The sequence below is a fragment of the Streptomyces sp. NPDC031225 genome (genome assembly GCF_055570355.1).
Genome location: NZ_JBVIHJ010000027.1, coordinates 30,894 through 52,181, shown reverse-complemented (window position 1 = coordinate 52,181; position 21,288 = coordinate 30,894). Strand labels below are relative to the sequence as shown.

General features: G+C 70.2%; 19 protein-coding genes and 2 pseudogenes. 18 read left to right on the top strand and 3 right to left on the bottom strand.

The genetic code is table 11. From position 1 onward, the window contains the following. The first annotated feature begins 284 nt into the window (after positions 1-284). From ACZ48Z_RS35935 to ACZ48Z_RS35900, 8 genes and pseudogenes are all read left to right on the top strand, one after another. A complete protein-coding gene (locus tag ACZ48Z_RS35935) occupies positions 285-1,403 on the top strand; it encodes a hypothetical protein (RefSeq protein WP_468740101.1) in 1,119 nt (372 codons plus the stop codon). Between the two features lie 181 nt (positions 1,404-1,584). Further along, positions 1,585-3,210 carry a M48 family metallopeptidase gene (locus tag ACZ48Z_RS35930; RefSeq protein ID WP_468740100.1) on the top strand — a complete coding sequence of 542 codons (1,626 nt, stop codon included), beginning with the start codon at positions 1,585-1,587 and terminating at the stop codon, positions 3,208-3,210. After that, on the top strand, positions 3,207-4,340 hold the full coding sequence (locus tag ACZ48Z_RS35925) for a hypothetical protein (RefSeq protein WP_468740099.1): 1,134 nt from the start codon (positions 3,207-3,209) through the stop codon (positions 4,338-4,340). The genes ACZ48Z_RS35930 and ACZ48Z_RS35925 overlap by 4 nt, the downstream gene beginning before the upstream one ends. A 137-nt stretch (positions 4,341-4,477) precedes the next feature. Then, positions 4,478-5,149: a peptide-methionine (S)-S-oxide reductase MsrA gene (gene msrA / locus ACZ48Z_RS35920; protein ID WP_468740098.1), complete on the top strand. Its 672-nt coding sequence runs from the start codon at positions 4,478-4,480 to the stop codon at positions 5,147-5,149. Continuing rightward, positions 5,149-5,631, top strand: coding sequence for a hypothetical protein (locus ACZ48Z_RS35915; protein WP_468740097.1), 483 nt, complete (start codon positions 5,149-5,151; stop codon positions 5,629-5,631). Before msrA (ACZ48Z_RS35920) ends, ACZ48Z_RS35915 begins: the two co-directional genes overlap by 1 nt. Next, positions 5,632-5,769, top strand: a pseudogene (locus tag ACZ48Z_RS35910) (peptide-methionine (S)-S-oxide reductase MsrA); the annotation flags it as partial. A 123-nt stretch (positions 5,770-5,892) separates the two neighbouring features. Then, positions 5,893-6,486, top strand: a complete 594-nt coding sequence (locus ACZ48Z_RS35905) for a DUF4291 domain-containing protein (RefSeq protein ID WP_468740096.1) — start codon at positions 5,893-5,895, stop codon at positions 6,484-6,486. A 95-nt stretch (positions 6,487-6,581) separates the two neighbouring features. Then, positions 6,582-7,031 (top strand): annotated as a pseudogene (locus ACZ48Z_RS35900) (SRPBCC family protein); the annotation flags it as partial. A 313-nt stretch (positions 7,032-7,344) separates the two neighbouring features. Here ACZ48Z_RS35900 and ACZ48Z_RS35895 read toward each other — a convergent pair. Next, the gene (locus ACZ48Z_RS35895) at positions 7,345-7,938 is read right to left on the bottom strand and encodes a hypothetical protein (protein ID WP_468740095.1); all 594 of its coding nucleotides are present in this window, start codon (positions 7,936-7,938) and stop codon (positions 7,345-7,347) included. Between the two features lie 440 nt (positions 7,939-8,378). Beyond that, positions 8,379-9,002 (bottom strand): hypothetical protein, encoded by a 624-nt coding sequence (locus ACZ48Z_RS35890; protein WP_468740094.1) that lies wholly within the window; start codon positions 9,000-9,002, stop codon positions 8,379-8,381. Between the two features lie 116 nt (positions 9,003-9,118). On the opposite strand from ACZ48Z_RS35890, the gene ACZ48Z_RS35885 reads away from it, so the two are divergent. The 4 genes from ACZ48Z_RS35885 (at position 9,119) to ACZ48Z_RS35870 (ending at position 13,457) form a co-directional block, all read left to right on the top strand. Then, the gene (locus ACZ48Z_RS35885; RefSeq protein WP_468740093.1) at positions 9,119-10,282 is read left to right on the top strand and encodes a DUF2332 domain-containing protein; all 1,164 of its coding nucleotides are present in this window, start codon (positions 9,119-9,121) and stop codon (positions 10,280-10,282) included. 107 nt (positions 10,283-10,389) lie between these two features. Further along, a complete protein-coding gene (locus ACZ48Z_RS35880) occupies positions 10,390-11,535 on the top strand; it encodes an AI-2E family transporter (protein ID WP_468740092.1) in 1,146 nt (381 codons plus the stop codon). A gap of 86 nt (positions 11,536-11,621) precedes the next feature. Beyond that, positions 11,622-12,359 (top strand): HEAT repeat domain-containing protein, encoded by a 738-nt coding sequence (locus ACZ48Z_RS35875; protein WP_468740091.1) that lies wholly within the window; start codon positions 11,622-11,624, stop codon positions 12,357-12,359. A 3-nt stretch (positions 12,360-12,362) separates the two neighbouring features. After that, positions 12,363-13,457: a MerR family transcriptional regulator gene (locus tag ACZ48Z_RS35870; protein ID WP_468740090.1), complete on the top strand. Its 1,095-nt coding sequence runs from the start codon at positions 12,363-12,365 to the stop codon at positions 13,455-13,457. 52 nt (positions 13,458-13,509) lie between these two features. On the opposite strand, the gene msrA (ACZ48Z_RS35865) is transcribed toward ACZ48Z_RS35870, so the two are convergent. Next, positions 13,510-14,022: a peptide-methionine (S)-S-oxide reductase MsrA gene (gene msrA / locus ACZ48Z_RS35865; protein ID WP_468740089.1), complete on the bottom strand. Its 513-nt coding sequence runs from the start codon at positions 14,020-14,022 to the stop codon at positions 13,510-13,512. Between the two features lie 319 nt (positions 14,023-14,341). On the opposite strand from msrA (ACZ48Z_RS35865), the gene ACZ48Z_RS35860 reads away from it, so the two are divergent. The 6 genes from ACZ48Z_RS35860 to ACZ48Z_RS35835 all read left to right on the top strand — a co-directional run bounded on the left by ACZ48Z_RS35860 (position 14,342) and on the right by ACZ48Z_RS35835 (position 21,251). Beyond that, positions 14,342-15,262, top strand: coding sequence for a DUF5829 family protein (locus ACZ48Z_RS35860; protein WP_468740188.1), 921 nt, complete (start codon positions 14,342-14,344; stop codon positions 15,260-15,262). Between the two features lie 260 nt (positions 15,263-15,522). Next, on the top strand, positions 15,523-16,584 hold the full coding sequence (locus tag ACZ48Z_RS35855; RefSeq protein ID WP_468740088.1) for an ABC transporter substrate-binding protein: 1,062 nt from the start codon (positions 15,523-15,525) through the stop codon (positions 16,582-16,584). After that, positions 16,581-17,570, top strand: a complete 990-nt coding sequence (locus tag ACZ48Z_RS35850; RefSeq protein WP_468740087.1) for a FecCD family ABC transporter permease — start codon at positions 16,581-16,583, stop codon at positions 17,568-17,570. The genes ACZ48Z_RS35855 and ACZ48Z_RS35850 overlap by 4 nt, the downstream gene beginning before the upstream one ends. A 98-nt stretch (positions 17,571-17,668) precedes the next feature. Then, positions 17,669-18,730, top strand: a complete 1,062-nt coding sequence (locus ACZ48Z_RS35845; protein WP_468740187.1) for a FecCD family ABC transporter permease — start codon at positions 17,669-17,671, stop codon at positions 18,728-18,730. 114 nt (positions 18,731-18,844) lie between these two features. Beyond that, complete coding sequence (locus tag ACZ48Z_RS35840; protein ID WP_468740086.1) at positions 18,845-20,305, top strand: vWA domain-containing protein; 1,461 nt, start codon at positions 18,845-18,847, stop codon at positions 20,303-20,305. Next, a complete protein-coding gene (locus tag ACZ48Z_RS35835) occupies positions 20,280-21,251 on the top strand; it encodes a toll/interleukin-1 receptor domain-containing protein (protein WP_468740085.1) in 972 nt (323 codons plus the stop codon). Before ACZ48Z_RS35840 ends, ACZ48Z_RS35835 begins: the two co-directional genes overlap by 26 nt. Positions 21,252-21,288: the final 37 nt, after the last annotated feature.

Here is a 21,288-nt window from a genome sequence, read left to right as displayed (position 1 = left end):
GGTAGTCCGCTCGGGAGTCCGATGACGGACGCCGAGGTCCCGACGGCCGTGCGGCAGGGTTTTCCCCTGGTGTCCGGGCCGGTCCCGGAGCGTTCGCCCCGGTGTCCGGGCCGGTCGGCAGGGGTTTTCCACGAAGCGGTCGAGCCGGTCGGCAGGGGCTTTCCCCGGAGCGGTCGGGCTGGTCGGCAGGGTTTTCCACAGAGTCTTCGGGCCGGCCCGGGGAGTTTTCCACAGGCTGTCGGCCGGGTTGGGCAATTGTCGGTGGCGTCTGGAACTCTTGGGGCATGGAGATTCTCTGGGTCCTGATGGCGGCGGTCCTGCTGGGCTTCGTGCTGCTTCCGTTCCTGCGGCGCAGGCGGGGCGGGATCGAGCAGGTCCCGGCGGGCCACCCGGACGCCGCGGACCCGGCGGACTACGGCTTCGTGCAGCAGGAGGAGCTGGACATCCGCATGCCCGGCCCCGACCAGGACCTGCTGGACGTCCTGGACCTGGTGCAGCGCACCCAGGACTACAAGGCGGCCGCCCAGCTGCTGGCCGGCACCGAGCGGGAGGGCGAGCTGCGCTGGCAGCGCGTGCAGGCCTTCGCCGGGGCCGCCTCGCTGGAGCTGCGGCAGCGGCCGGGCGGGGTCAGCGAGTCGCCGGGCGGGCAGTGGCTGCGGGTGTGGCGGATCGAGCACCCGAAGGACGCGGGCGGCGCGGCCGTGCACGCGGAGTTCCTGGTGCAGCAGGCCTGGCGGACGGCGACGCCGGGCACGGACGAGTTCCGGATCATCATGGAGGAGGCGAGGTCGGCGTGCGGCGAGGCCGCACTGCTGGCCCCCGGCGACCCGATCCCTTACATCGTCGAGCTCTCCGTGGCCCGTGGACTGGCCTATTCCCAGGCGGAGTTCGAGCAGCTGTGGCTGAAGATCCTGGACCGTGCGCCGGCCCACATGGGGGCGCACCTGGCCGCGCTGCACTACTGGTGCGAGAAGTGGCACGGCTCGCGGCAGCAGGCGTACGGCTTCGCGGAGGCGGCGGCCGCCCGGGCCCCGCGCGGCTCGCTGCTGGCCGCGATGCCGCTCTTCGCGGTCTTCGAGCACCTGCCCGAGGTCAACCTGGTCAGTGGCTTCTACCAGAGCGAGGTCGTCACCAAGGCGATCCACGGGGCGCTGCACGCCGTCCACTCGGCCCGCGGCGACGACCCGATACTGGCTCACGTCCGCCATCTACTGGTGTTCTTCCTGGTACGCGGTGAGCGCTGGGCGGAGGCGATGAGCCAGCTCGTGCACATCGACGGCCATGTCGGCGCCCTGCCCTGGACACTGTCCGCCGACCCGGCGGCCGAGTTCGCGATATACCGGGCCCTGGCGGTGGCGGGGTACGAGGCGAACGGCGGCAGTCCGGCGACGATCACGCAGTGACGCCGTAGCCCCTTCCGCGGCGGACCAGGGTTCCGCTCCCGATCACGTCTTGCCTCACGGCGGACGCGTCGGTCACAATCCGCGCTCACCCGAGTTGGTCATGCACACGTCCCGTGTGTCCGCTGACCCGCCCGGTCGTTCCGTGATCTTGTGATCCGTCCTGTGGGGGGACCTCTGCCCGATGGGCACTACTCTGCGTGCGCTGCGCGCTCTTCTGATGCTCGCCGGCTTCTATCTGCTCGGCGTCCTGCTGCTGGCCCTGCTGGCCGGCACCGACTATCTGCTGCTCCTGCACGCCCCGACGAGCCTGGCGGGCAAGCTCGTCATCGTCTCCGTGCTGCTCGCGATCCCGCTGGTGCGCGGCCTGTTCATGCTGCGCACCCCGCCGGGTGACGACATGGCGGGCCTGCCCGTCACCGAGACCGACGAACCGGAACTGTGGCGCACGGTGAGGGAGCTGGCCGATGAGGTCGGCACCACCGCCCCGTCCCGGATCGTGCTGACGGCCGACGTCAACGCCGCCGTCTCCGAGGACGCCCGGCTGCTCGGCCTGCTGCCGGGACCGCGCCACCTCTACCTCGGCGTGCCGCTGCTGCAAGGGCTGTCGCAGGCCCAGTTGCGCGCGATCCTCGCCCACGAGCTGGGCCACTACTCGAACTCCGACACCCGGCTCTCCGCCCTCAACATGCGCGGCCGGGCCCAAGTGCTGCGCACCATCAGGCACTTCGAGCAGAGTGCCGACAGGACCGCGGCGCGCGAGCAGGCCAAGCAGGAGAAGAAGAACGCCAAGGCCGAGGCGAAGGGCAAGAAGACCAAGGAGATCGACACCGGCGGCGCCGGCATCACGTACCGCGCGATGGCGCAGCTCTACATCGGCTACGCCAAGCTGTACTTCCGCTCCCTGCTCTCCGTCTCCCGCCGCCAGGAGTACGCCGCCGACGCGGCCGCCGCTCGGATCGCCGGCCGGGACGCCACCGCGTCGGCGCTGCGCGAGATCCTGGTGCTGGACGGGGCGTTCGACTTCTACATGAACTGCTACGCCACTCTCGGTACCGGCCAGGAGCTGCTGCCACCGCGCGGTGAGATGTTCGGCGGTTACAGCCGGATGCTGAGCGCCCGCCGGCTGGAGCTGATCGAGATGCGCGGCACCTTGCCGACGGAGCCCACGTCGCCGTACGACTCGCATCCGCCGATGGCCGACCGGGTCCGCCGGATCGAGGAACTGCCCGACGACGGACGCGCGGACGAGGCCCGGGGCGCCGCCCTCGACCTCCTCACCGACCCTCAGCGCACGCTGACGGAGCTGGAGGACGCCGTCCTGACGGAGGAGGTGCGGCGGTTCCGCCGTACCTCCGACTGGCAGGAGCTGCTCGACCTGGTGATGGCGGAGTCGTTCCGTGCGGGCAACACACCGCTGCACCGGGCGTACGCCGAGTACACCGGGGAGCAGCCGACGCTGCCCGCAGTGCTCGATCTGATCGAGGACGGACGGCTGTGGCAGCTGGCGAAGCGACTGCCAATGTCGGACGAGGCGTCCGCGGCGCAGGGCCGGGTGTTCCGTGAGTTCGTACGGCCGATTCTGCACAAGTCGCTGGCGGGCATGGCGCTGGCCGAGTTGAACGACCGGGCGTTGCTGTGCTGGGAGTTCTCCTGGGAGCGGTCGGCGATCCCGCATCTGCCGCCCGCCGCAGACGGCATCGAAACCGGCCTCGACGAGGTGGTCGCCCCGGCGGTCGCCGACGTTCCGGACACCGCCCCGCTGCGGGCGCTGCTCGCCCCGGAGCCCTCACCGCGAGGTGCGCTGTGATCATCCTCTGGATCGTTCTGGCCGTCGTCGGACTTCCCCTGCTCGCTCTGGGCCTGTACTTCCTCAAGGCGATCGTCCAGGGCGCGGTCGAGGGCTGGCGCGGAGCGGACGACGACTCCGCCGACGACGCCGACAAGCCGTACGAGCTGCCCGCCGCGGCCGCCGCCCTCGGGCTGCTGCCGCCCGAGAGGCAGAACAAGGACTCCGCGGCGCCGGTCCCGGCCGTGCTCACCGCGGCGCTCGACGCGGCCAAGGGCGGCGACTGGCAGCCGGCCGCGGACCTGCTGGACGCGACGGCCGCCGAGCGGGACTGGGAGAACCGGTCGTTCCACAGCGGGTGGTTCGCGAACGTCGCCGCCGAGGACGACACCTGGCTGCTGGCCTGGGAGACCGCCCGCCCGGACGACCCGGGCGCGGCCCTGGTGCGGGCCCGCAGCACAGTGGCACTGGCGGCGCGGATCCGCGGTGCGAAGCGGGCCAAGCACACGACCGCCGAGCAGTTCGAGGGCTTCCACCGGGTGATGTCCCAGTCCCGCGAGGACCACGCGCGCGCGGTCGCACTGGCCGTCGAGGGCGACCCGGTGCCGTACGTCGCGCAGATAGCGACCGCGCTGGGTCTCGGCCTCCCGCACGCCGACATGGACCGCCTCTGGCAGGAGATCACCGACCGCGACCCGCACCACTACGAGGCCCACTACATGGCGCTTCAGTACTGGTGCGCGAAGTGGCGCGGCTCGGAGAAGCTGGCCCGGGACTTCGCGGCCGAGGCCGCCGAGAAGGCGCCGCTGGGCAGTCTGATGACGGTGTTCCCGCTGATCGCGCACTTCGAGCACGACGAGTCGGACTCCGCGGACGCCGACCGTACGCCCCAGATGCGGGCCCTGGTCGACGCGGCGCTCGCGGATGTGGCGGCGGCCGGTCCGGGCCACCCGCGCGTGGCGGAGGTACGGCATCTGCTGGCGTTCTACCTGTGCCTGCAGGACCGGGACGAGGCGGCGGTGGAGCAGTTCCGGCTGGTGGACGGGCACGTGGACGCGCTGCCGTGGCGCTACCGGGGCGATCCGGCGGGTGAGTTCTGCCGGATGCGGGATCTGAGCCTGGCGAACGCGGGCGGGGCGGCCTCGGGCTGACCCGGACTGACTCGGGCGGCCTCGGGCTGACTGGGCTGACGTCGGCCTTGGCGGAATGCGGGGCGGCACCGGACGGTTGTTCCGTCGCCGCCCCGCACCTGTGCCCGGCGACCGCGACGAACGAAGGAGCCCGCCTCATGCTGTTCGGCCGTACGCCCGTCCTGCCCACCCCCGAACAGGCACTGAAAGGCCGCTCCGAGCCGGAGTTCACGGTCCCCGACCGGCACACGGTCCTCGGCACCCCGCTGCTCGGCCCCTACCCCGAGGGCTACCGGACGGCCGACTTCGGCCTCGGCTGCTTCTGGGGTGCGGAACGCACGTTCTGGCGGCTTCCGGTGGGTGTGTGGACGACCCTGGTCGGCTACCAGGGCGGCCACACCGAGAACCCGGTCTACGAGGAGGTCTGCTCCGGCCTCACCGGCCACACCGAGGCGGTCCGCGTGGTCTTCGACCCCGCCCTGATCACCTACGAGCGCCTCCTGAAGACCTTCTGGGAGTCCCACGACCCCACCCAGGGCTTCCGCCAGGGCAACGACGTGGGCACCCAGTACCGCTCCGCCATCTACACCCACACCCCGGAACAGGCGACCGTCGCGGAGGCCTCCCGCACCGCCTACCAGCAACTCCTCACGTCCACGGGCCACGGCACGATCACGACGGAGATCCTGCCGGCGGAGGGACGGCCCTTCTATCCGGCGGAACGCCGCCACCAGCAGTACCTTTCGGGCAGCAAAAACCCGGGCGGGTACTGCGGCATTGGCGGGACTGGTGTGAGCTGCCCGGTGGGCGTTGCACCGGCAGGCGACTAATGCGCGATCTCAGGCCGGGCACGGCTGCCCATCGTCTGTTCAAGGATCTCGACGCCGCAGAGCTGGCGGTGATCGAGTCTCTGGACCGCGAGCGTCTCGACATCGAGCGGGCAGGCCGCCCGCCGGCCAGCAGCGACATCCCCGAGGAGCCGCTGTACGGAGTCCTCATCTGCCTCCAGATGTGGGAGTCCCTGATCAATCGCATGGAGGCTGAGTGGGCCGAGACCACGTACTACATGGTCTACGAGTACCTCAACCTCCTCACGGTCCGGGACGCGATTGAGGACTACCAGCACACCATGCCCTCAGGCCTGCAGGGCAAGTACGAGGGTGCCCTGGCAGAACTCGACCAGCGCTACAAGACGGTCACCGTTGATGACGGCGGATCTGAGCTGGCCCAGTACTGGCGTCCACTGGCCGAGGGCCGTGAAACTCGCTGGTGGTGGACCCGCAAGCCAGTACTCATCCCACCTGGCTGGTAACACCAGCAGTACCTCGACAAGAACCCTGCGGGCTACTGCGGGATCGGCGGGACGGGGGTCAAGCTGAGCGACCCGTCCGGGACGAACTGGGGGGTGTCCTGCCCGACGGGTGTGGCTACGGCTCCCACGGACGACTGACCTGTCGCTGATGACCGGGTCCGGCGATCGTCGTGCTGGTTCTGCTGCACCGACGAACACCGCCGTCTCCGCGCAGGTAAAAAGAATGGCCACCCGGGGTCGAGGCATCACACCCTGTACGTCATGAACGAACCGCGACACAGGATCCGCGCGCTGCACACGCCATCCACAGTCACCGTCTACCAGGCGTACGCCCCGGAGATCGGCCTGCCCGCCGCCCGGGAGGGCCGTTTCCCCGCCTTGTGGCTGCGCGACCGGATGACATGGATCAAGCCATCGTTCCTGTGGATGATGTACCGCTGCGGCTGGGGCACGAAAGCGGGGCAGGAAACCGTCCTCGCTGTCGAGATCAGTCGCGACGGCTTCGAGTGGGCGCTGCGACACGCTTGCCTGTCGAGCTACGTCCGAGGGGTGCACCCCGACCGGGCTGCCTGGCAGCGCCAGTTGAAGCGTTCGCCTGCTCGCGTGCAGTGGGACCCCGAGCGGGACCTGCACCTCCAGCAGCTGCCGTACCGGTCGCTGCAACTCGGCCTCTCCGGTGAGGCCGTACGCCGCTATGCGGACGAATGGACGGTCTCCATCCGCGACGTGACCCCGCTCGCCCATGAGATTCACGCGCTCGTGAGCGCCGGCGACCTGAACTCCGCGATCCGGCTGCTGCCTCAGGAACGTCCTTATCCCATTGCGGACGAATCACTTGCCCACCTCCTGGAGTGACGGCCGAACACAGGAAGCCCGAACCGATGAGTCTTCGCGCCCGCGAGCGTCTACAGACACGACAGTCCCGCGAGGCACGAAAGAGGCGATGAACCATGACCATCGAGCAGCCCACCCCGGCCAACGGTTTCTCCTACAAGCTGACCCGAACGCTGGCCGCTCCGGCGGTGCAGGTGTGGCGGGCGTGGACCACCGCCGACCAGTACGCACAGTGGGCTTACGCCGCTCCCGGCTCCGTAGAGATGGACGTACGGCCAGGCGGTGCATGGAAGGCCACTATGGTCACGCCCGACGGCGGACAGTTCCCGCTGACCGGCTCCTATCTCGAGGTCGACGAGAACCGCCTGTTGGTAGTCGGTATGGATGTACCCGGCAAGCCCGAGCCCGCAGCCATGACCATGGAACTCGAAGAGCAGAACGGCCGGCACACGCAGATCGTGCTCCGTCAGACCTGCGACACCGCAGAGGAACGCGACATGGCCGAGCAGGGCAGCACCATGCTCCTCGACAGCCTGAGTGCCTTCCTGGCCGGTGACGCGAAGGGCTGGGCCCCGCTGTCATCGCCGGCGGCCTGCTGCGAAAACAGCCCGTGGCCGGGCAGATGCCCGGAGCGCAGCGTCGGCCGACCTGCCGAGCGGGCACCGCCAACAGTCCGTGCACGCGGCTTGACGTGGATTTCCCGGTCGTATGACGGGAACAGGCCGCGCAGTTGTGGGGGCACTCGCAGACTTCACTGCCCTCATCCATGCCGTTGGCGGCATGGTCCTGAAGGAGGGCCGTTCATGGGCCGGTTCGCGAGTGGGACCGACAAGTCCCTGGTGTGTGAGAGGGAGACTCTGTGCGGTCAGTCGTACGCCGTCACTTGGCAGCCGTCAGCTTGCTGAGCTTGTTCAGCTGTGCCTTGATGATCGCTTTCGGTACGGCAGCCGGCTCCTTGTCCTTCGGCCCGCTGGGGCGCTTGAAGTTGGTGAACATGGCAACCGTGGCCCCCTGTCGAACAGCCACCACCGCATAGGGCACCCGGACCGTTTCCTCGTCCTCGCTGAACGACGCCAACTGTGTGAGCCGGAGGGACACGGATTCATCGCCGTAGCCAGGGTCGGGTTGGAGTTGGACCGCGTCGTAGTCGAAGTCCACCAGAATGTCCTTGAAGGTCTTGCACCCTTCGGCGGCTGTCCGCAACTCGTCGATCACCTGCCTGGCGTCTCCTGGGCTGTGCGACGAGAGGGTCATGTGCGCACTGGATCCGCGCTCCTTCGGAGAAATGATCCGGGCGATGCGCGCGGAGGCCGCGAACCCACTGCTGCCGCCCACCGCCTGCATGGCAGGCGCACATTTCGCAGGGTCCGCCGTCTTGTGGGACGCAAAGGTGGCAGCGATGTCCCGCTGCACTTCGTAGCCGACGACATCTGTTCCTGTGATCGTCGCCCGCTCCAGGGCCGCTTCGCTCAACGGCTTGTCCTGTACCCCGGACGTCCCTGTCGGCTCCGATGCTGCACCTGCCCGGGAGCCCTGGCCGGTTCCGCATCCTCCGAGCACCAACGAGGTCATGAGCATGGCAACCGTAACGCCGACACGTGCCTGGCGAACCACTGTTTCTCCACCCGTTTGATTCTGTACCGCAAGCCCACTGCTCCGGCTCAAGGCAGTGCGCAACACAGTAGATCGTCCGCTTGGGAGTGACATGGGTTTTTGAAGCTCAGGGCGGCTCCAGGGGGCGAGCGAGAGAGCTGTGAACGCGGCTCGGCGCGGGTCATCAAGCCGCGTTCACAGCCCTCAACCGGTGGTCCGTCTCGGCACGGCGCACCGCCCTTCAGGGCCTCGCCACTCTGAGCACTGAACGGCATTGGGGGCGCCCGCTGAGCAGGAGTGCGGGCGCGGGGCACGCGCCCTCAGTCGAACGCTACGACCAGGCGGACGCCCTCGTCACCGAAGCGCCCGGCCAGGGCCTTCATCACAGCGAAGACGTGGGGCCAGTGTGTCGTCGGTCCCAGGACGGTACCGATGGTCAGTGGTTCATAGGCACAGACCAAGTCGTCGGTGGTCCACTCGACGCGTTCTGAAGCGCTGTCCGAGTCGGCAGGCGGCACGCCCACGGTGGACAGGATTGCCGCCGGCCACGGCCGAGATACGAGTTGGCTCCGCTGCATCGACGGCTGCGACTTCTTGTGCCAAGTCACTCTGCCGACGAAGTCCGCCGGCCTGGTCGCGGGATCGATGGAGGCGAGTTCGGCCCAGCTGATCCAGCTCGCGCCGTCCACCTCGCCCCGGTCAACCCATGATCCCAGCATTGAACGCATGTCGCTCGACAGGTCAACAGGAAGACCACGACCGGCTGCAAGCGGACGGAAGCCCACGTAGTTGCGGACACCGAAGAGGAGGCCGAAAGCCGAGTAGTCCCTCTCGTCGTACAGCGGCCACAGATCCATTGCGGTCACCCATGGTTCGCCGTCGTAGTAGTCGGTGCCGACGTGAGGATGGCGGAATTCGATCCCACCGTGGATGTCCGTGCCCATGGTGGCGCACCCTAACTGCCCTGATCCGAGTGCCGCAGTCATTATCCGCGCCCTGAGCCGGCTCCAACCCGGCTGGGACGGCGACCGGTTGATGCGGTCTCAGTAGGATCGGGGAGATGCCGAAGCCGACCGCCAGAAGTGCCGTTTCCGAGGGCGGTGCCCGCAGGCTCGCTGCGATGTACCGGCGTTTCGGGGAGGTCGATGCCGCCGGAACCTCGCCGCTGTACGAGCGTGTCGCGGTCGCCTTGAGTCGGTCCGGCGAGGCGCTGCGCGCCATCGAGGCGGTACCGGCGCGCAAGCGGCACCCCACGGTCGTCCTCGCCGCACTGCACGACCTCGCTCTCGCTGGACGCGCCCCCGCGCTTGCCGCGGCCTATGCCGCTGCTGACAGCGACGCCGCCGCCGACGCGGCGATCGACACGCTGCTGCGCATGACCGACGAGGTCGTGGCCATCGCCGTACGGCACACCACGCGGCCGGACGAGACCGGACGCTGCGCCGTGCTGTATCCGGCCATCGCCGAGGCCGCGCGCCGGGCGGGTGCGCAGGCGGTGGGGTTGATCGACGTGGGGTGCTCCGCCGGGCTCAACCTCAATGTCGATCGTGTGGGCGTCGCGTACAGCAACGGACAGTCCCTGGGCGACCCGTCATCCCCCGTGCAGGTGTCGTGTTCCCTCGTGGGAGGCCGGCCCGTCCCGACGGGCGCGATGCCCGAGGTGGTTGCCCGGGTCGGGGTCGACCTCGATCCGGTCGACGTGACCGACCCGGACGACGTCCGATGGCTGCGCGCCTGCCTGTGGCCGTACCAGCCGGAACCGCCGGACCTGCCGGACCCGCCGGACCCGTCGCATCCGTCGCATCCGCCGCATCAGCCGCAGCGGGCCGCGCGGCTTGAGGCGGAGGTGGCGCTGGCGGCAACCGCTCCTCCGCTCCTGCTGCGCGGTGACGCCGTCGAGGTGCTGCCCGACGCCTTGGCGCGGGTGCCCGCCGACGCCCTGCCCGTCGTCATCACGACGTGGGCGTTGTCGCAGTTCCCGCCCGAGAGGCGGCAGCGCTTCCTGCAGCGGCTCGACGAAGCGGGAACCGGGGGCCGGCCGGTGGCATGGGTGTCGGCCGAGGGCGTCGGTGTCGCGCCGGCGATTCCGACGCTCGGTGATCGCCGCGCCTCCGGCCACAGCATCGTCGGCCTGGCGATGTTCGACGGTCGGGCCCGGCGTGCCGAGGCCATCGGCCGCTGCTGGTCGCGTGGCCGTCTGCTGGCATGGCTGGCAGATCACTGAGCGTCCCCTGAATCGGCCCGGCCCGTAGGTCGGTTGGTGTTCCGTGCGCCCGTACCCCTGTGACGCGGCGATGCCGGTGTGGCTCGAGTACCCATAGGGTGCAGGGCGTGACTGCCACCCTGAGTTCCGCCAGAACCCGCGCCGCGCTCCGCACGTCGGCCCGGGTCTCCGCGGAGTCGCTGCTCATACTTCTGATGCTCGCGGTGACTCTCTGGATCCTGGGCCGGATGTGGTCGGTCGTCTGGCCGCTCGTGGTGGGCCTGCTGCTGACGACCCTGACCTGGCCACCGACCCGGTTCCTGCGCCGACGCGGGTGGAAACCCGCCCTCGCCGCCTCGGCCGTGACCGTGCTGTTCCTCCTGGTCGCCCTGGGCGTGGTGGCACTGATCGCGGTACCGGTGGCGTCCCAGTCCGGTGATCTGACGGACGGTGTCGTCGAGGGCATCCACAAGTTGCGTGAGTGGGCCGCCGGGCCGCCGTTGAACATCGGCGACGCCCAGATCAACAAGGCCTTCGACAGCGCGGTGTCCCGTGCGCAGGACGGCCTGGGCAGCATGGTCGGCACTGTCGTCACCGGCGTCAGCACCGTGGTGAACGGCCTGGTCACGGCCGTCCTGGCCCTGTTCCTGATGTTCTTCTTCCTCAAGGACGGCCCGCGGTTCCTGCCGTGGCTCGCCCGTCAGCTGCCCGGTCGGCTCGCGACGGACGTCCCGACCGTGGCCGCGCGCGGCTGGGACACCCTGGGCGCGTTCGTACGTTCCCAGGCGGCCGTCGGCCTTCTCGACGCCGTCCTGATCGGCCTCGGCCTGTGGGTGCTGGGGGTGCCGCTGGTGCTTCCGCTGGCCGTGCTGACCTTCGTCTCCGCGTTCGTGCCGATCATCGGTGCCCTGTTCGCGGGCTTCGTCGCGGTGCTCATCGCCCTGGTCTCCAACGGGCTGACGGACGCGCTGATCGTGCTGGCCATCATCGTCGTGGTGCAGCAGCTGGAGGGCAACGTCTTCCAGCCCATGATCCAGAGTCGGGGGCTGGGGCTCCATGCGGCGGTGGTCCTGCTGGCGGTGACGTTGGGCGGCAACCTGGCCGGCATCGTGGGCAGTCTGCTCGCGGTACCGGTCGCCGCGCTGATCGCGGTGGTCTGGAACTACGTGCGCGAGCAGCTCAGCGAACCGTCGCACGATCCGCATACGGAGCCGAGTCCGGGGCCTGATCCGGGGCCCGACGGATCGGACGCCGGTGCCGGCGCCCCGTCGTAGGGACCATCGCGTCACCGCCTCGGCGCTCCGCCTTTGACCTTGACACGGTGAGAAGGCCTTCACTGCTTGCCGAGGAGGTGGTCTCGATGACGACCACAAGCCAGGACACGGATGCGGTACGAGTCCTCCAGGGGCTGCAGGACACACGGTCGTCCGTGCGGTTGCGGGCGGCTCTCGCGGCCGGTACGACCCCGGATCCCCGCTTCGTCGACGAGCTCGTCGAGCGGTGCGCGATCGAGCCCGAGTTCTTCGTCCGCGAGATGCTGACCTGGGCGCTCACCCGCCACCCGGCGTCCATGACGCTCCCCGGGCTGCTGCGCGAGACTCGCTCGGGGCGGGCGCAGTCACGGAGTCAGGCATTGCACACGCTGTCCAAGCTCGGGGACCGGCAGGCGTGGCCGGCGATCACACGGGCGCTCCTGTGCGACGCCGACGACGAGGTGGCGCGGAGCGCCTGGCGGGCCGCGGTCGTGCTCGTACCGGAAGGCGAGGAGGCCGGGCTGGCCGCGGTACTGGCCACGCAACTCGGGCGCGGTGAGCGGGAGACGCAGCTGAGTCTCAGCCGGGCGTTGGTCGCACTGGGCGAGGTGGTGCTCCCGGCCCTGCGTGCCGCGACGACGGCCCCGGACCGGCGTGTGCGCACGCACGCGGTCGCCACGGAACGGTTGCTGCATGACCCGGACGCCGGATTCGAGTCCGCGGTCGAGGAGGCGAAGCGCGTCGTGGCCCTCGGCGGCCACAGCCACGGACAAAAACACGGCCAGGAGCAGGAGCAGGAGCAGGGACGGGGACAGGGACAGGGACAGGGACAGGAAGGCCGATAGGACGTGTTGATCGGTGAGGTGGCGCGGCGGTCCGGAGTCAGCGCCCGCATGCTCAGGCACTACGAGTCGCTCGGCCTGATGCGGCCTTCGGGCCGTACCGGCTCCGGCTACCGGGAGTACTCCGGCGAGGACATCCGGCGGATCTTCCACATCGAGAGCCTGAGGTCGCTGGGACTGTCCCTGCGTGAGATCGCACGCGCGCTCGACGACCCCGGCTTCACGCCCTCGGCACTCGTCGACGACCTCATCCGTCAGACGCGCGAACGCATCGCGGCCGAGACCGAGTTGCTGACGCGGCTCCGCCGGATCGACGCCGCGGAACCCGTCGGCTGGGAGGACGTCCTCCAGGCCGTCGCGTTCCTCCAGGCGCTGGGGTCGAAGAGCGCCGCCGCCCGCCAGCGCGCGGCCCTCTCCTCGGCCGACGGGGTTCCGGTGCCGGTGGAGGCGCTGGTCGAGGCGGTGCTCAGGGAGACGGATCCGAACGTCGCCGGAGCGCTGCGGTGGGCGTTGGCGCGATCGGGCGACGCCGGTACGGCACTGCTGGCGGAGGGCCTCGACTCACCGGTGGCCGCGGTGCGGGAACGTGCCGTCCGGTCTCTCGCCGAGATGCCCGGTGACGAGTCCACCGCCCGGCTGCGGCACGCCCTCACCGACCCTGATGCCGCGGTCCGCGGCCACGCGGCGGCGGCGCTCGGGGCGCGCGGGGTGGTCGATGCCGTCCCGGTGCTCATCGACATGATCGTGGAGGGCAGGAACGACACCGACGCGGCGGACGCCCTGAGCCTGCTGGCGAACGACACCGCGACAGCCACGACGGCATCGACAGCCGCGCCAGCATCGACGGCGGCAACCGCGGCAACGGCCGCACGGGACTCCAGCCCCGCTACGACCCCTGCAGCGGCGCGGATCGCCGCCGGTCTCGTCGAACGCCTCGCACACCACACCACCGACGCGCGTGCCCGCGTACGGCTGACCCAGGCGCTGGCGGACATCCCGGGGAGCACGGCGTCCCGAGCCCTCGTGGAGCTGTCCGGTGACGGCGACCGTGCCGTCGCACTGACCGCGGCGTACCTGCTTCGGCTACGCGGCGGCCGGTGACGGACCTCGCGCTCCGCCGCGGGGACGGCGTACGCCACCGGCGCCCACTCAGTCAGCCCTCGGCGCGGGCGGGCAACCGCCATCCCGGGCGCGGGAAGTGGCAGGTGTAGCCGTCCGGGTAGCGCTGCAGGTAGTCCTGGTGCTCGGGCTCGGCCTGCCAGAAGGGGCCCACCGGCTCCACCTCGGTGACGACCTTGCCCGGCCACAGACCTGAGGCGTCCACATCCGCGATGGTGTCCTCGGCGATCCGCTTCTGCTCGTCGTCCACGTAGTAGATCGCCGAGCGGTAGCTGAGGCCGATGTCGTTGCCCTGGCGGTTCTTGGTGCTCGGGTCGTGGATCTGGAAGAAGAACTCCAGGAGGGCGCGGTAGTCGGTCTTCGCGGGGTCGAAAAGGATCTCTATGGCCTCCGCGTGCGTGCCGTGGTTGCGGTACGTCGCGTTCGGCACGTCACCCCCGGTGTAGCCCACCCGGGTCGCCGTCACGCCCGGAAGTCGGCGGATCAGTTCCTCCATCCCCCAGAAGCATCCGCCCGCCAGTACGGCCCTCTGCGTCTGCGCAGCCATTGAGGTCCTCCCATTTCAGTCAGCTCGGTCACTCGGGCCGCTCGACTCGCTCACCGACGGCTCCCGTGCCCACCCTGCTCAACGCGCGAGAGTTCCGGACGATTCCGCACCGGTCGGCCCCGGGACCGGGGAGGAGACACGCTGCCGGATCCGATGTTCGGCGCCGCCCACTCCCCTCCCCTGCCCTCCATGGGACGGCGGCCATACGGCACCGCGCCGAACGCCGTATGTCAAGCATTTCGACCTCGTTGAGAAAGAACCGCGGCAGCGGCCCGGCCGCCCTACGATCGGCCGCATGCTGATTCAGCGGATATCACGAATGATCGTCGTGCTCGCTGTGGCCCTCGCCGGAGCGCTCGGGGGTGCTGTGGGGACGGCACAGGCCGAAGGGAGCCGATCCTCGTCCGACCGGCAGTTGCTGTTCTACAACCACTCCTACGGGGTTTTCGACCGGGAGACCGCCGACGCCATCGAGCACTCCGACTATCTGAGGGACTTCGCCAGCTTCCAGGTCCGCACCACGACCGGTAGCGGCGGACAGACCTGGACGGGCCGCTATCTGCGGGGCCGCGAGACCTACCTGGAACTGTTCGGAGTCGGTGACATCGGCGGCCAGGACGGCACCCTCGGCTCCGCCGGACTGGGGCTGTCGACCGAACGGGACGGAGACCTGGCGACGGTCACCGAGCGGCTCAGGAGCGACGGGGTCGTCGATCCCATCGAGTTCCTGCAGACCCGGGACTTCGGCGACGGAGTGCCCGTGCCGTGGTTCGACGCCATCCTCACCGCCACCGAGTACGACGCCTTCGGAGCCTGGGCGATGGAGTACCGGCCGGAGTACTTCGCCGATCCCCGCAGCGCGACCGAGCCCGCCAGTTTCCCCGGTGACGTCGGCAGGGAGCGCGTTCTCTCCGACGACTACCGCACCCACCTGATGCGTGACGTGACCTCGGTGCGCCTCGCGGTCACCGAGGGCGACCTCGCCGACACCGTGCCGCTGCTGCGGGCCGGTGGGTTCACCGTCAAGACCGTGACGGGCGGTGGCGTGGTCGCGTCGGGCGGCGGCACCACGATCCGGTTCGACGTCGTCCCGCGCGAACAGGCGGGGATGCAGCGGGTCGACATGTCCCTCAACCGGCCCGTGAAGGACCGGCACGTGGAGCAGATCGGTCACTCGACCCTCACCGTCGGCCCCGGCAGCCACGCGGTGTGGACGTTCGCCCACAACGGCACGCGCTAGCCGGACAGCAGGCCACTGCGGAGCAGAACGCCGTAGCCGGACGGCACACGGTGGACGGCACATGGTGGACGGACGGCACGCGGTGACAGCGGGTGCGCCCCCGACGAGGGGCGCACCCCCGCGCGGGACACCTCAACCCCCGCCCCGCTCCCGTACGGCCATCGTGACCTCCTCGTTCAGACCCCACTCCGGAACGGGATAAGGTAAGGCTTGCCTTAGAAAGGCGCCCTCCCCCCACTTCCCCGTACCCCGGAGTACTCGTGCGTGCAGCAGCAGTGAAGGCCGTCGTGACCGCGACCGTGGTCGGAGGACTGCTCGCCGGCTGTTCGTCGGCCGGCAGCGGCGGGAACGGCGGGAAGGAGGCCGGCGGCGAGCGGAACCCGGTACTGGGTGCCTCCGCGGGCGCCTCCGAGGGGCCCTCCGCCGCGCCGAGCACCCTCGCCGAGGGGATGGGCTCCGACCAGGACGCCGACGGGACCTTCCCGCGCACGGTCACGCACTTCGAGGGCCGGACGACGATCGAGGCCGCGCCGCAGAAGGTCGCCGTGCTCAGCACCGGGCAGCTCGACGACCTGCTGTCCCTGGGAGTCGTACCCGCGGCCACCACCCGCGCCGACAACGCCGGGCTCGTGCCCGACTACCTCGCGGACGCCTTCCCCTCCTACAAGAAGCAGCTCGCCGGCATGACCGACGCGGGCACCCGGCAGGCCCCCAACCTGGAGACCCTCGCCGCCGCCGAGCCCGACCTGATCCTCGCCAACGACTCCCTCGGCGACCTCTACCCCAAGCTGTCGAAGATCGCCCCTACCGTGATCACCGCGGGCAACGGCATCAACTGGAAGCGCGACCTGCTGCTCGTCGGCGACGCGGTGGGCAAGGGCGAGGCGGCGCAGAAGCTGCTGGACGACATCGTTGCCGACGCCCAGGAGAAGGGTTCCAAGGTCGAAGGCGACCCCACCGTCTCCATGGTCCGCTTCACCCCCGACCGCACGCGGATGTTCGGCGTCTCCTCCTTCACCGGGTCGATCGCCGTCGACATGGGGCTCTCGCGCCCCAAGTCCCAGCAGTTCAAGGCCATTTCGGAGGACATCGGCGCGGAGAGCGTCGACACCGCCGACGGTGACTGGATCTTCTACTCCGTCCAGGGCGACGCGTCGAAGACGGACGCGGCGAGCGTGCTGGCCGGGCCGCTGTGGAAGTCGATGAAGGCGGTGACGGCCGGGCAGGCCGTGAAGGTCGACGACGACCCCTGGTACCTCAACGCCGGCCCGACCGCCGCGCGTCTGGTGGTCTCGGAGCTCGCCGAGAACATCGGAAAGTGAGCCCGAAACACCTTGCCTGGCCGACGGCCGTCCTCACGGTGGCCGCCGCCGGGTTGCTCAGCCTCGCGGTCGGCACGCGCGCGGTGCCGTTGTCCGCCGTCGTGGACGCCCTGCTGCACGGTGGCGGGTCCCCGGACGCGCTCGTCGTACGGTCGCTGCGGGTGCCGCGGACCGAGATCGGGCTGACCGCCGGGGCCGCGCTGGGGGTCGCGGGCGCCGCGCTCCAGGCCGTCACCCGCAATCCGCTCGCCGACCCCGGGATCCTCGGGCTGAGCCAGGGCGCGGCGGCGGGGGTCGTGCTCGCCATCGGGTTCGGGCTCGCGAACGGGTTCTCCGGGTACGTCTGGTACGCCTTCGTCGGGGCGGTGCTCGCCGCGTGTCTCGTGTACGGGATCGCCGCGCTGGGGCGGGGTGTGGCGTCGCCGGTGAAGCTGGCGCTGGCGGGGACGGCGCTGTCGGCCATGACAGCAGGGGCCACGACCGTCGTCCTCACCTCCAGCTCGGCCACGCTCGACCAGTTCCGGTTCTGGCAGGTGGGCGCGTTGAGCGGGCGGGACGCGGGGACGGTCGTACGGATGCTGCCGTTTCTCGCCGTCGGGGCCGTGCTGGTGCTGGCGTGTGCTCGGGGGCTGGACGCGTTGGCCCTCGGCGATGAGACGGCTCGGGCGTTGGGGCATCGGGTCGCTGTGGTGCGGGGGGCTGCGGCACTGGGGGCGACGTTGCTGACGGCGGCGGCCGTGGCCGCGGCGGGACCGATCGCTTTCGTGGGGCTCGCGGTGCCGCATCTGGCTCGGCGGGTGGTGTCGGGCGGGCATCGGGCGGTGCTGCCGTTGTCGGCAGTGCTCGGGGCCGCGTTGTTGGTGGGGGCGGATGTGCTGGGGCGGGTGGTGAGGCCTCCGGCAGAGGTGCCGGCCGGGGTGATGACCGCGCTGGTGGGGGTGCCGGTGCTGGTCTTTCTGGTACGGCGTCGGGGGGCCGTGTCGTGAGGGGGGCTCGGCGTGGGGGTGGGCCGGGGCTGGGTGTCGCTCGCCCGCGCTCGCGGGGTGCCGCTCTCTGTGGGTCGGGAGCCGCCCCAGCGGCACGACTGCCCGCAGCTAAGGAGAGCGGGTTGACAGTCCTCCGGCCCCACCCCCACGTCTCCCTCCTCATCCACCGCCGATCCGTCGTCGTGGCCCTCGTCCTGCTCGCCCTCCTGCTCACCGCCATGGCCGCCTCCGCCTCCCTCGGCCAGACCTACATCTCCCCCGCCGAGGTCTGGAGCACCCTCCGCGCCGGATCCGGACCCTACGACCTGGTCGTCAACGAGCTGCGCGTCCCCCGGATCGTGCTCGGCGCTCTCGTCGGGGCCGCGCTCGGGTTGTCCGGGGCCCTCGTGCAGACCGTCACCCGGAATCCGCTGGCCAGTCCGGACGTCATCGGCGTCGGGCACGGGGCCGCCGCCGCCACCGTGCTCGCTCTCGCCACCGGAGCCGTCAGCTCACCCGGGGCCATGCCGCTCGTCTCCGTCGTGGGCGGACTCGCCGCGGCCGCGCTCGTCTACGTGCTGGCCTGGCGGGGCGGGATGCAGGCGAGCCGGTTCGTGCTGACCGGTGTCGGGATCGGGGTGGCACTGTCGGCGATCGTGCAGCTCTATCTCACCGACTCCGAGCTGGAGGCCGCCGAGCAGGTCAAGTTGTGGCTGACCGGGAGTCTCAACGGGCGCGGGTGGGAGCAGGCGGGGCCCCTGACCGTCGTACTCCTGCTGTGTCTGCCCGCGCTGGTGTGGGCGAGCAGGGCCGCGCGGCCGCTCGGGCTCGATCCGGACACCGCCGCCGCGCTCGGGGTGCGGGTGGACCGGGCGCGGCTCGGGCTGACGGTTCTCGGGGTCGTGCTCGCCGCCACCGCGACCGGGGCCGCCGGGCCGATCGGGTTCGTCGCGCTGACCTCGCCGCAACTGGCCCGGCGGCTGACCCGTACACCCCAACTGCCGTTGCTGTGCTCGGCACTCACCGGTGCCTTCGTCCTGGTCGCCGCCGACCTCGCGGCGCGGACGCTGCTGCCCCCGCTGGAGATCCCGGTGGGCGCGCTGACGTCCCTCGTCGGGGGGCCGTATCTGCTGTGGCTGCTGGGGCGGGACGGAGCGATCTCCCGACGAGGCGCGCGGTAGGTACTCGGGGGCGCACGAACCCACTGCGCGCTCCCATTCGCCGTGGATCGTCTCCCGCTGCCTCCTCAAGGCCTCCGGGGTGTGATTCCCTGTTGGCCCAACAGGGGGAACAACATGAGCGATCAGGCCATTGAAATCCTCGTTCTGCCCGAGCGGCCCGCGGCCCGGAACGACGAGGTGACCGAGTTCGACGTGGTGATCGAGGTCAGGTGCCGCACCGCCGAGAACGCCGACCGGCCGAGCGGGGCGATGAATCTCTGCCTGGTGATCGACGGCAGCGGCTCCATGCAGGACCAGGGCAAACTGGAGACGGCCAAGCGCAGTTGCCTGGACATCTTCGGGCGGATCAAGGACGACGACCTGCTGACGGTGATCGTGTTCGACGACACCGCCGAGGTGGTGATCAACCCGCAGACGCCCAGGGAACAGGTCGAGAGCAAGATCATGGCGATCCGGCCGGGGAGCTCGACCAACCTGTCGCTGGGGTGGTTCCAGGGCCTGCTGGAACTGCAGAGCCACATGACCGACGAGCACTACGGCCGGCTGATCCTCCTCTCGGACGGTCTGGCCAACATGGGGGAGACCAAGAAGTCCGCGCTGGCGGCGGTCGCCGCGCGAGCCCGGGACGAGGGCATCACCACCTCGACGATCGGAGTCGGCAGGGACAGCGACTTCCAGGAGGACCTGTTGGAGGCGATCGCCACCGCCTCGGGAGGACGGTTCTGGTACATCGGTGAGTCAGGCATCGACACCATCCTGGAGGAGGAGTTCCGCACCGCGCTGACGGTCGTACTCGACCGGCCCAAGGTCGAGTTGCGCCTGCCTCCCGGCGTCACCACCAGCGAGGAGCTGAACTCCCTGCGGAAGATCTCCCGCCGGTACGGGCTGCGTCCGTTGAAGGGAGCCGACATCTTCAACTTCGCCGTCCGACTGGAGATCGACCCCACCCAGGTGGAGGGCTCGCGGTTCCCGCTCGGGGCCACGCTGTACGACGGCACCCGTGAGGTGACCTCCGCGGCGACGGAGATCGCACTGGCCCCGCAGGCGGAGGTCGTCACCACTCCCGTGCACGCGCTGGTCAGCAGCGTGGTGGAGATGTACCGCTCCTCGCAGACCGAGGAGAAGATGCTCAAGGACATGGAGGACGGGGACCTCAGCAGCCTGAAGGAGATGCTGGAGGACGAGGTGGCGCGTGTCCGGCAGGCCGAGGCCGCGGTGTACGCGCAGTGGCCGGAGGTGGGGGAATGGCGCGCGGCACAGGATGTGATGCACCTGTCCCACCACGCCAGCATGAGCGAGACCGGGCTGGTCCTGATGGAGCTGATGGAGCGGTACGGCGACCAGCCCGAGGTACAGCGCCTGGTCGACGGCTGGCGCAAAAGTATGCGGCACGAGCACCAGCGCGGCGCGATGGGTTATCACGCAGTGAGCGAGAGCGACGAGGACGTCGAGATCTACCTGGTGGTACAGGCGATCAGCGTCACCGACACCCTTCTTCAGCGCCTTCCCGCGAACCGGGCCGACCTGGAAGAGAAGCGCGAGAGCCTCCGTGACCAACTGGCACGCATCCGATAACGCGGAGTGGACACCGATCGGCGATCGGATGCTCACCGGGCACGGCGGCGGAATAGGCCCGTACGCGGCCTCGTACGCGATCGACCTCGCTCCCGGTGCCCTGCTCAACGGCTCCGTGTCCGCCGACATCCTGCTGACCGAGCGCGGGGCGGCGGGTGCCGGGCTGGTCTGCCGGGCCGATCCGGCCTGGACGTTCGTGGCGTTCTACACGGCGCCGCAGGACGTGAGCGCGAAGACCACCGTCGCACGGTTCGGCGTGTTCCGGGAGGGAGTCCTGCACCCGATCGCCCAACTCGCCGAACCGATCCGGCTGGAGCCCGGCTACAACCACTTCACGCTGGAGTACTTCTCCGGGCGGATGCGCGGTGAGATCCGGGCCGGTGACCGAACGTACGAGCTGACGGCCAACTGCCCCCACGTGCCCTTTCCCGGCCATGCGGGGGTGGTCAAGTTCTACGGCGCGGGCGTGCTCGTCACCTCCTGGTCCGTGGAACAGACCCGGATGCCGTTCGTCACCGCCGCAGCGCGGCCGGCGAAGGAGAAATTCATGTACGACGTCTTCCTCTGCCACACCTCGGACACCGCGGAGGAAGTGCGCGACATCGCCAAGGCGTTGGCGGCGAGAGGGGTCAGCTACTGGCTGGACAGTGAGCAGATCGACTACGGACAGCGCATCTCCGTACAGATCGAGAACGGGCTGCGCAACAGCCGCTACCTCCTGGCCTGCATCACCAAGGACATCGCCGAACGGGAGTGGACCCGGGCCGAGTTCGGCGGCGTCCTGAACGGCGAACTGAGCGGCGACTCGTCCACCGTCACCATCCCGGTCCTGCTGGCCGGTACCGATCCGGGCGACATCCCGATCCTGCTGAGAGACAAGCGCTACGTCTCCAGCACCAACAAGACCGAGTTCGACGAGTTCATCAACTTCGTCCTCAGCCACTGAGGAGCGGGCCGTCGAGGGCGAAGCCGAGGAGTCACCG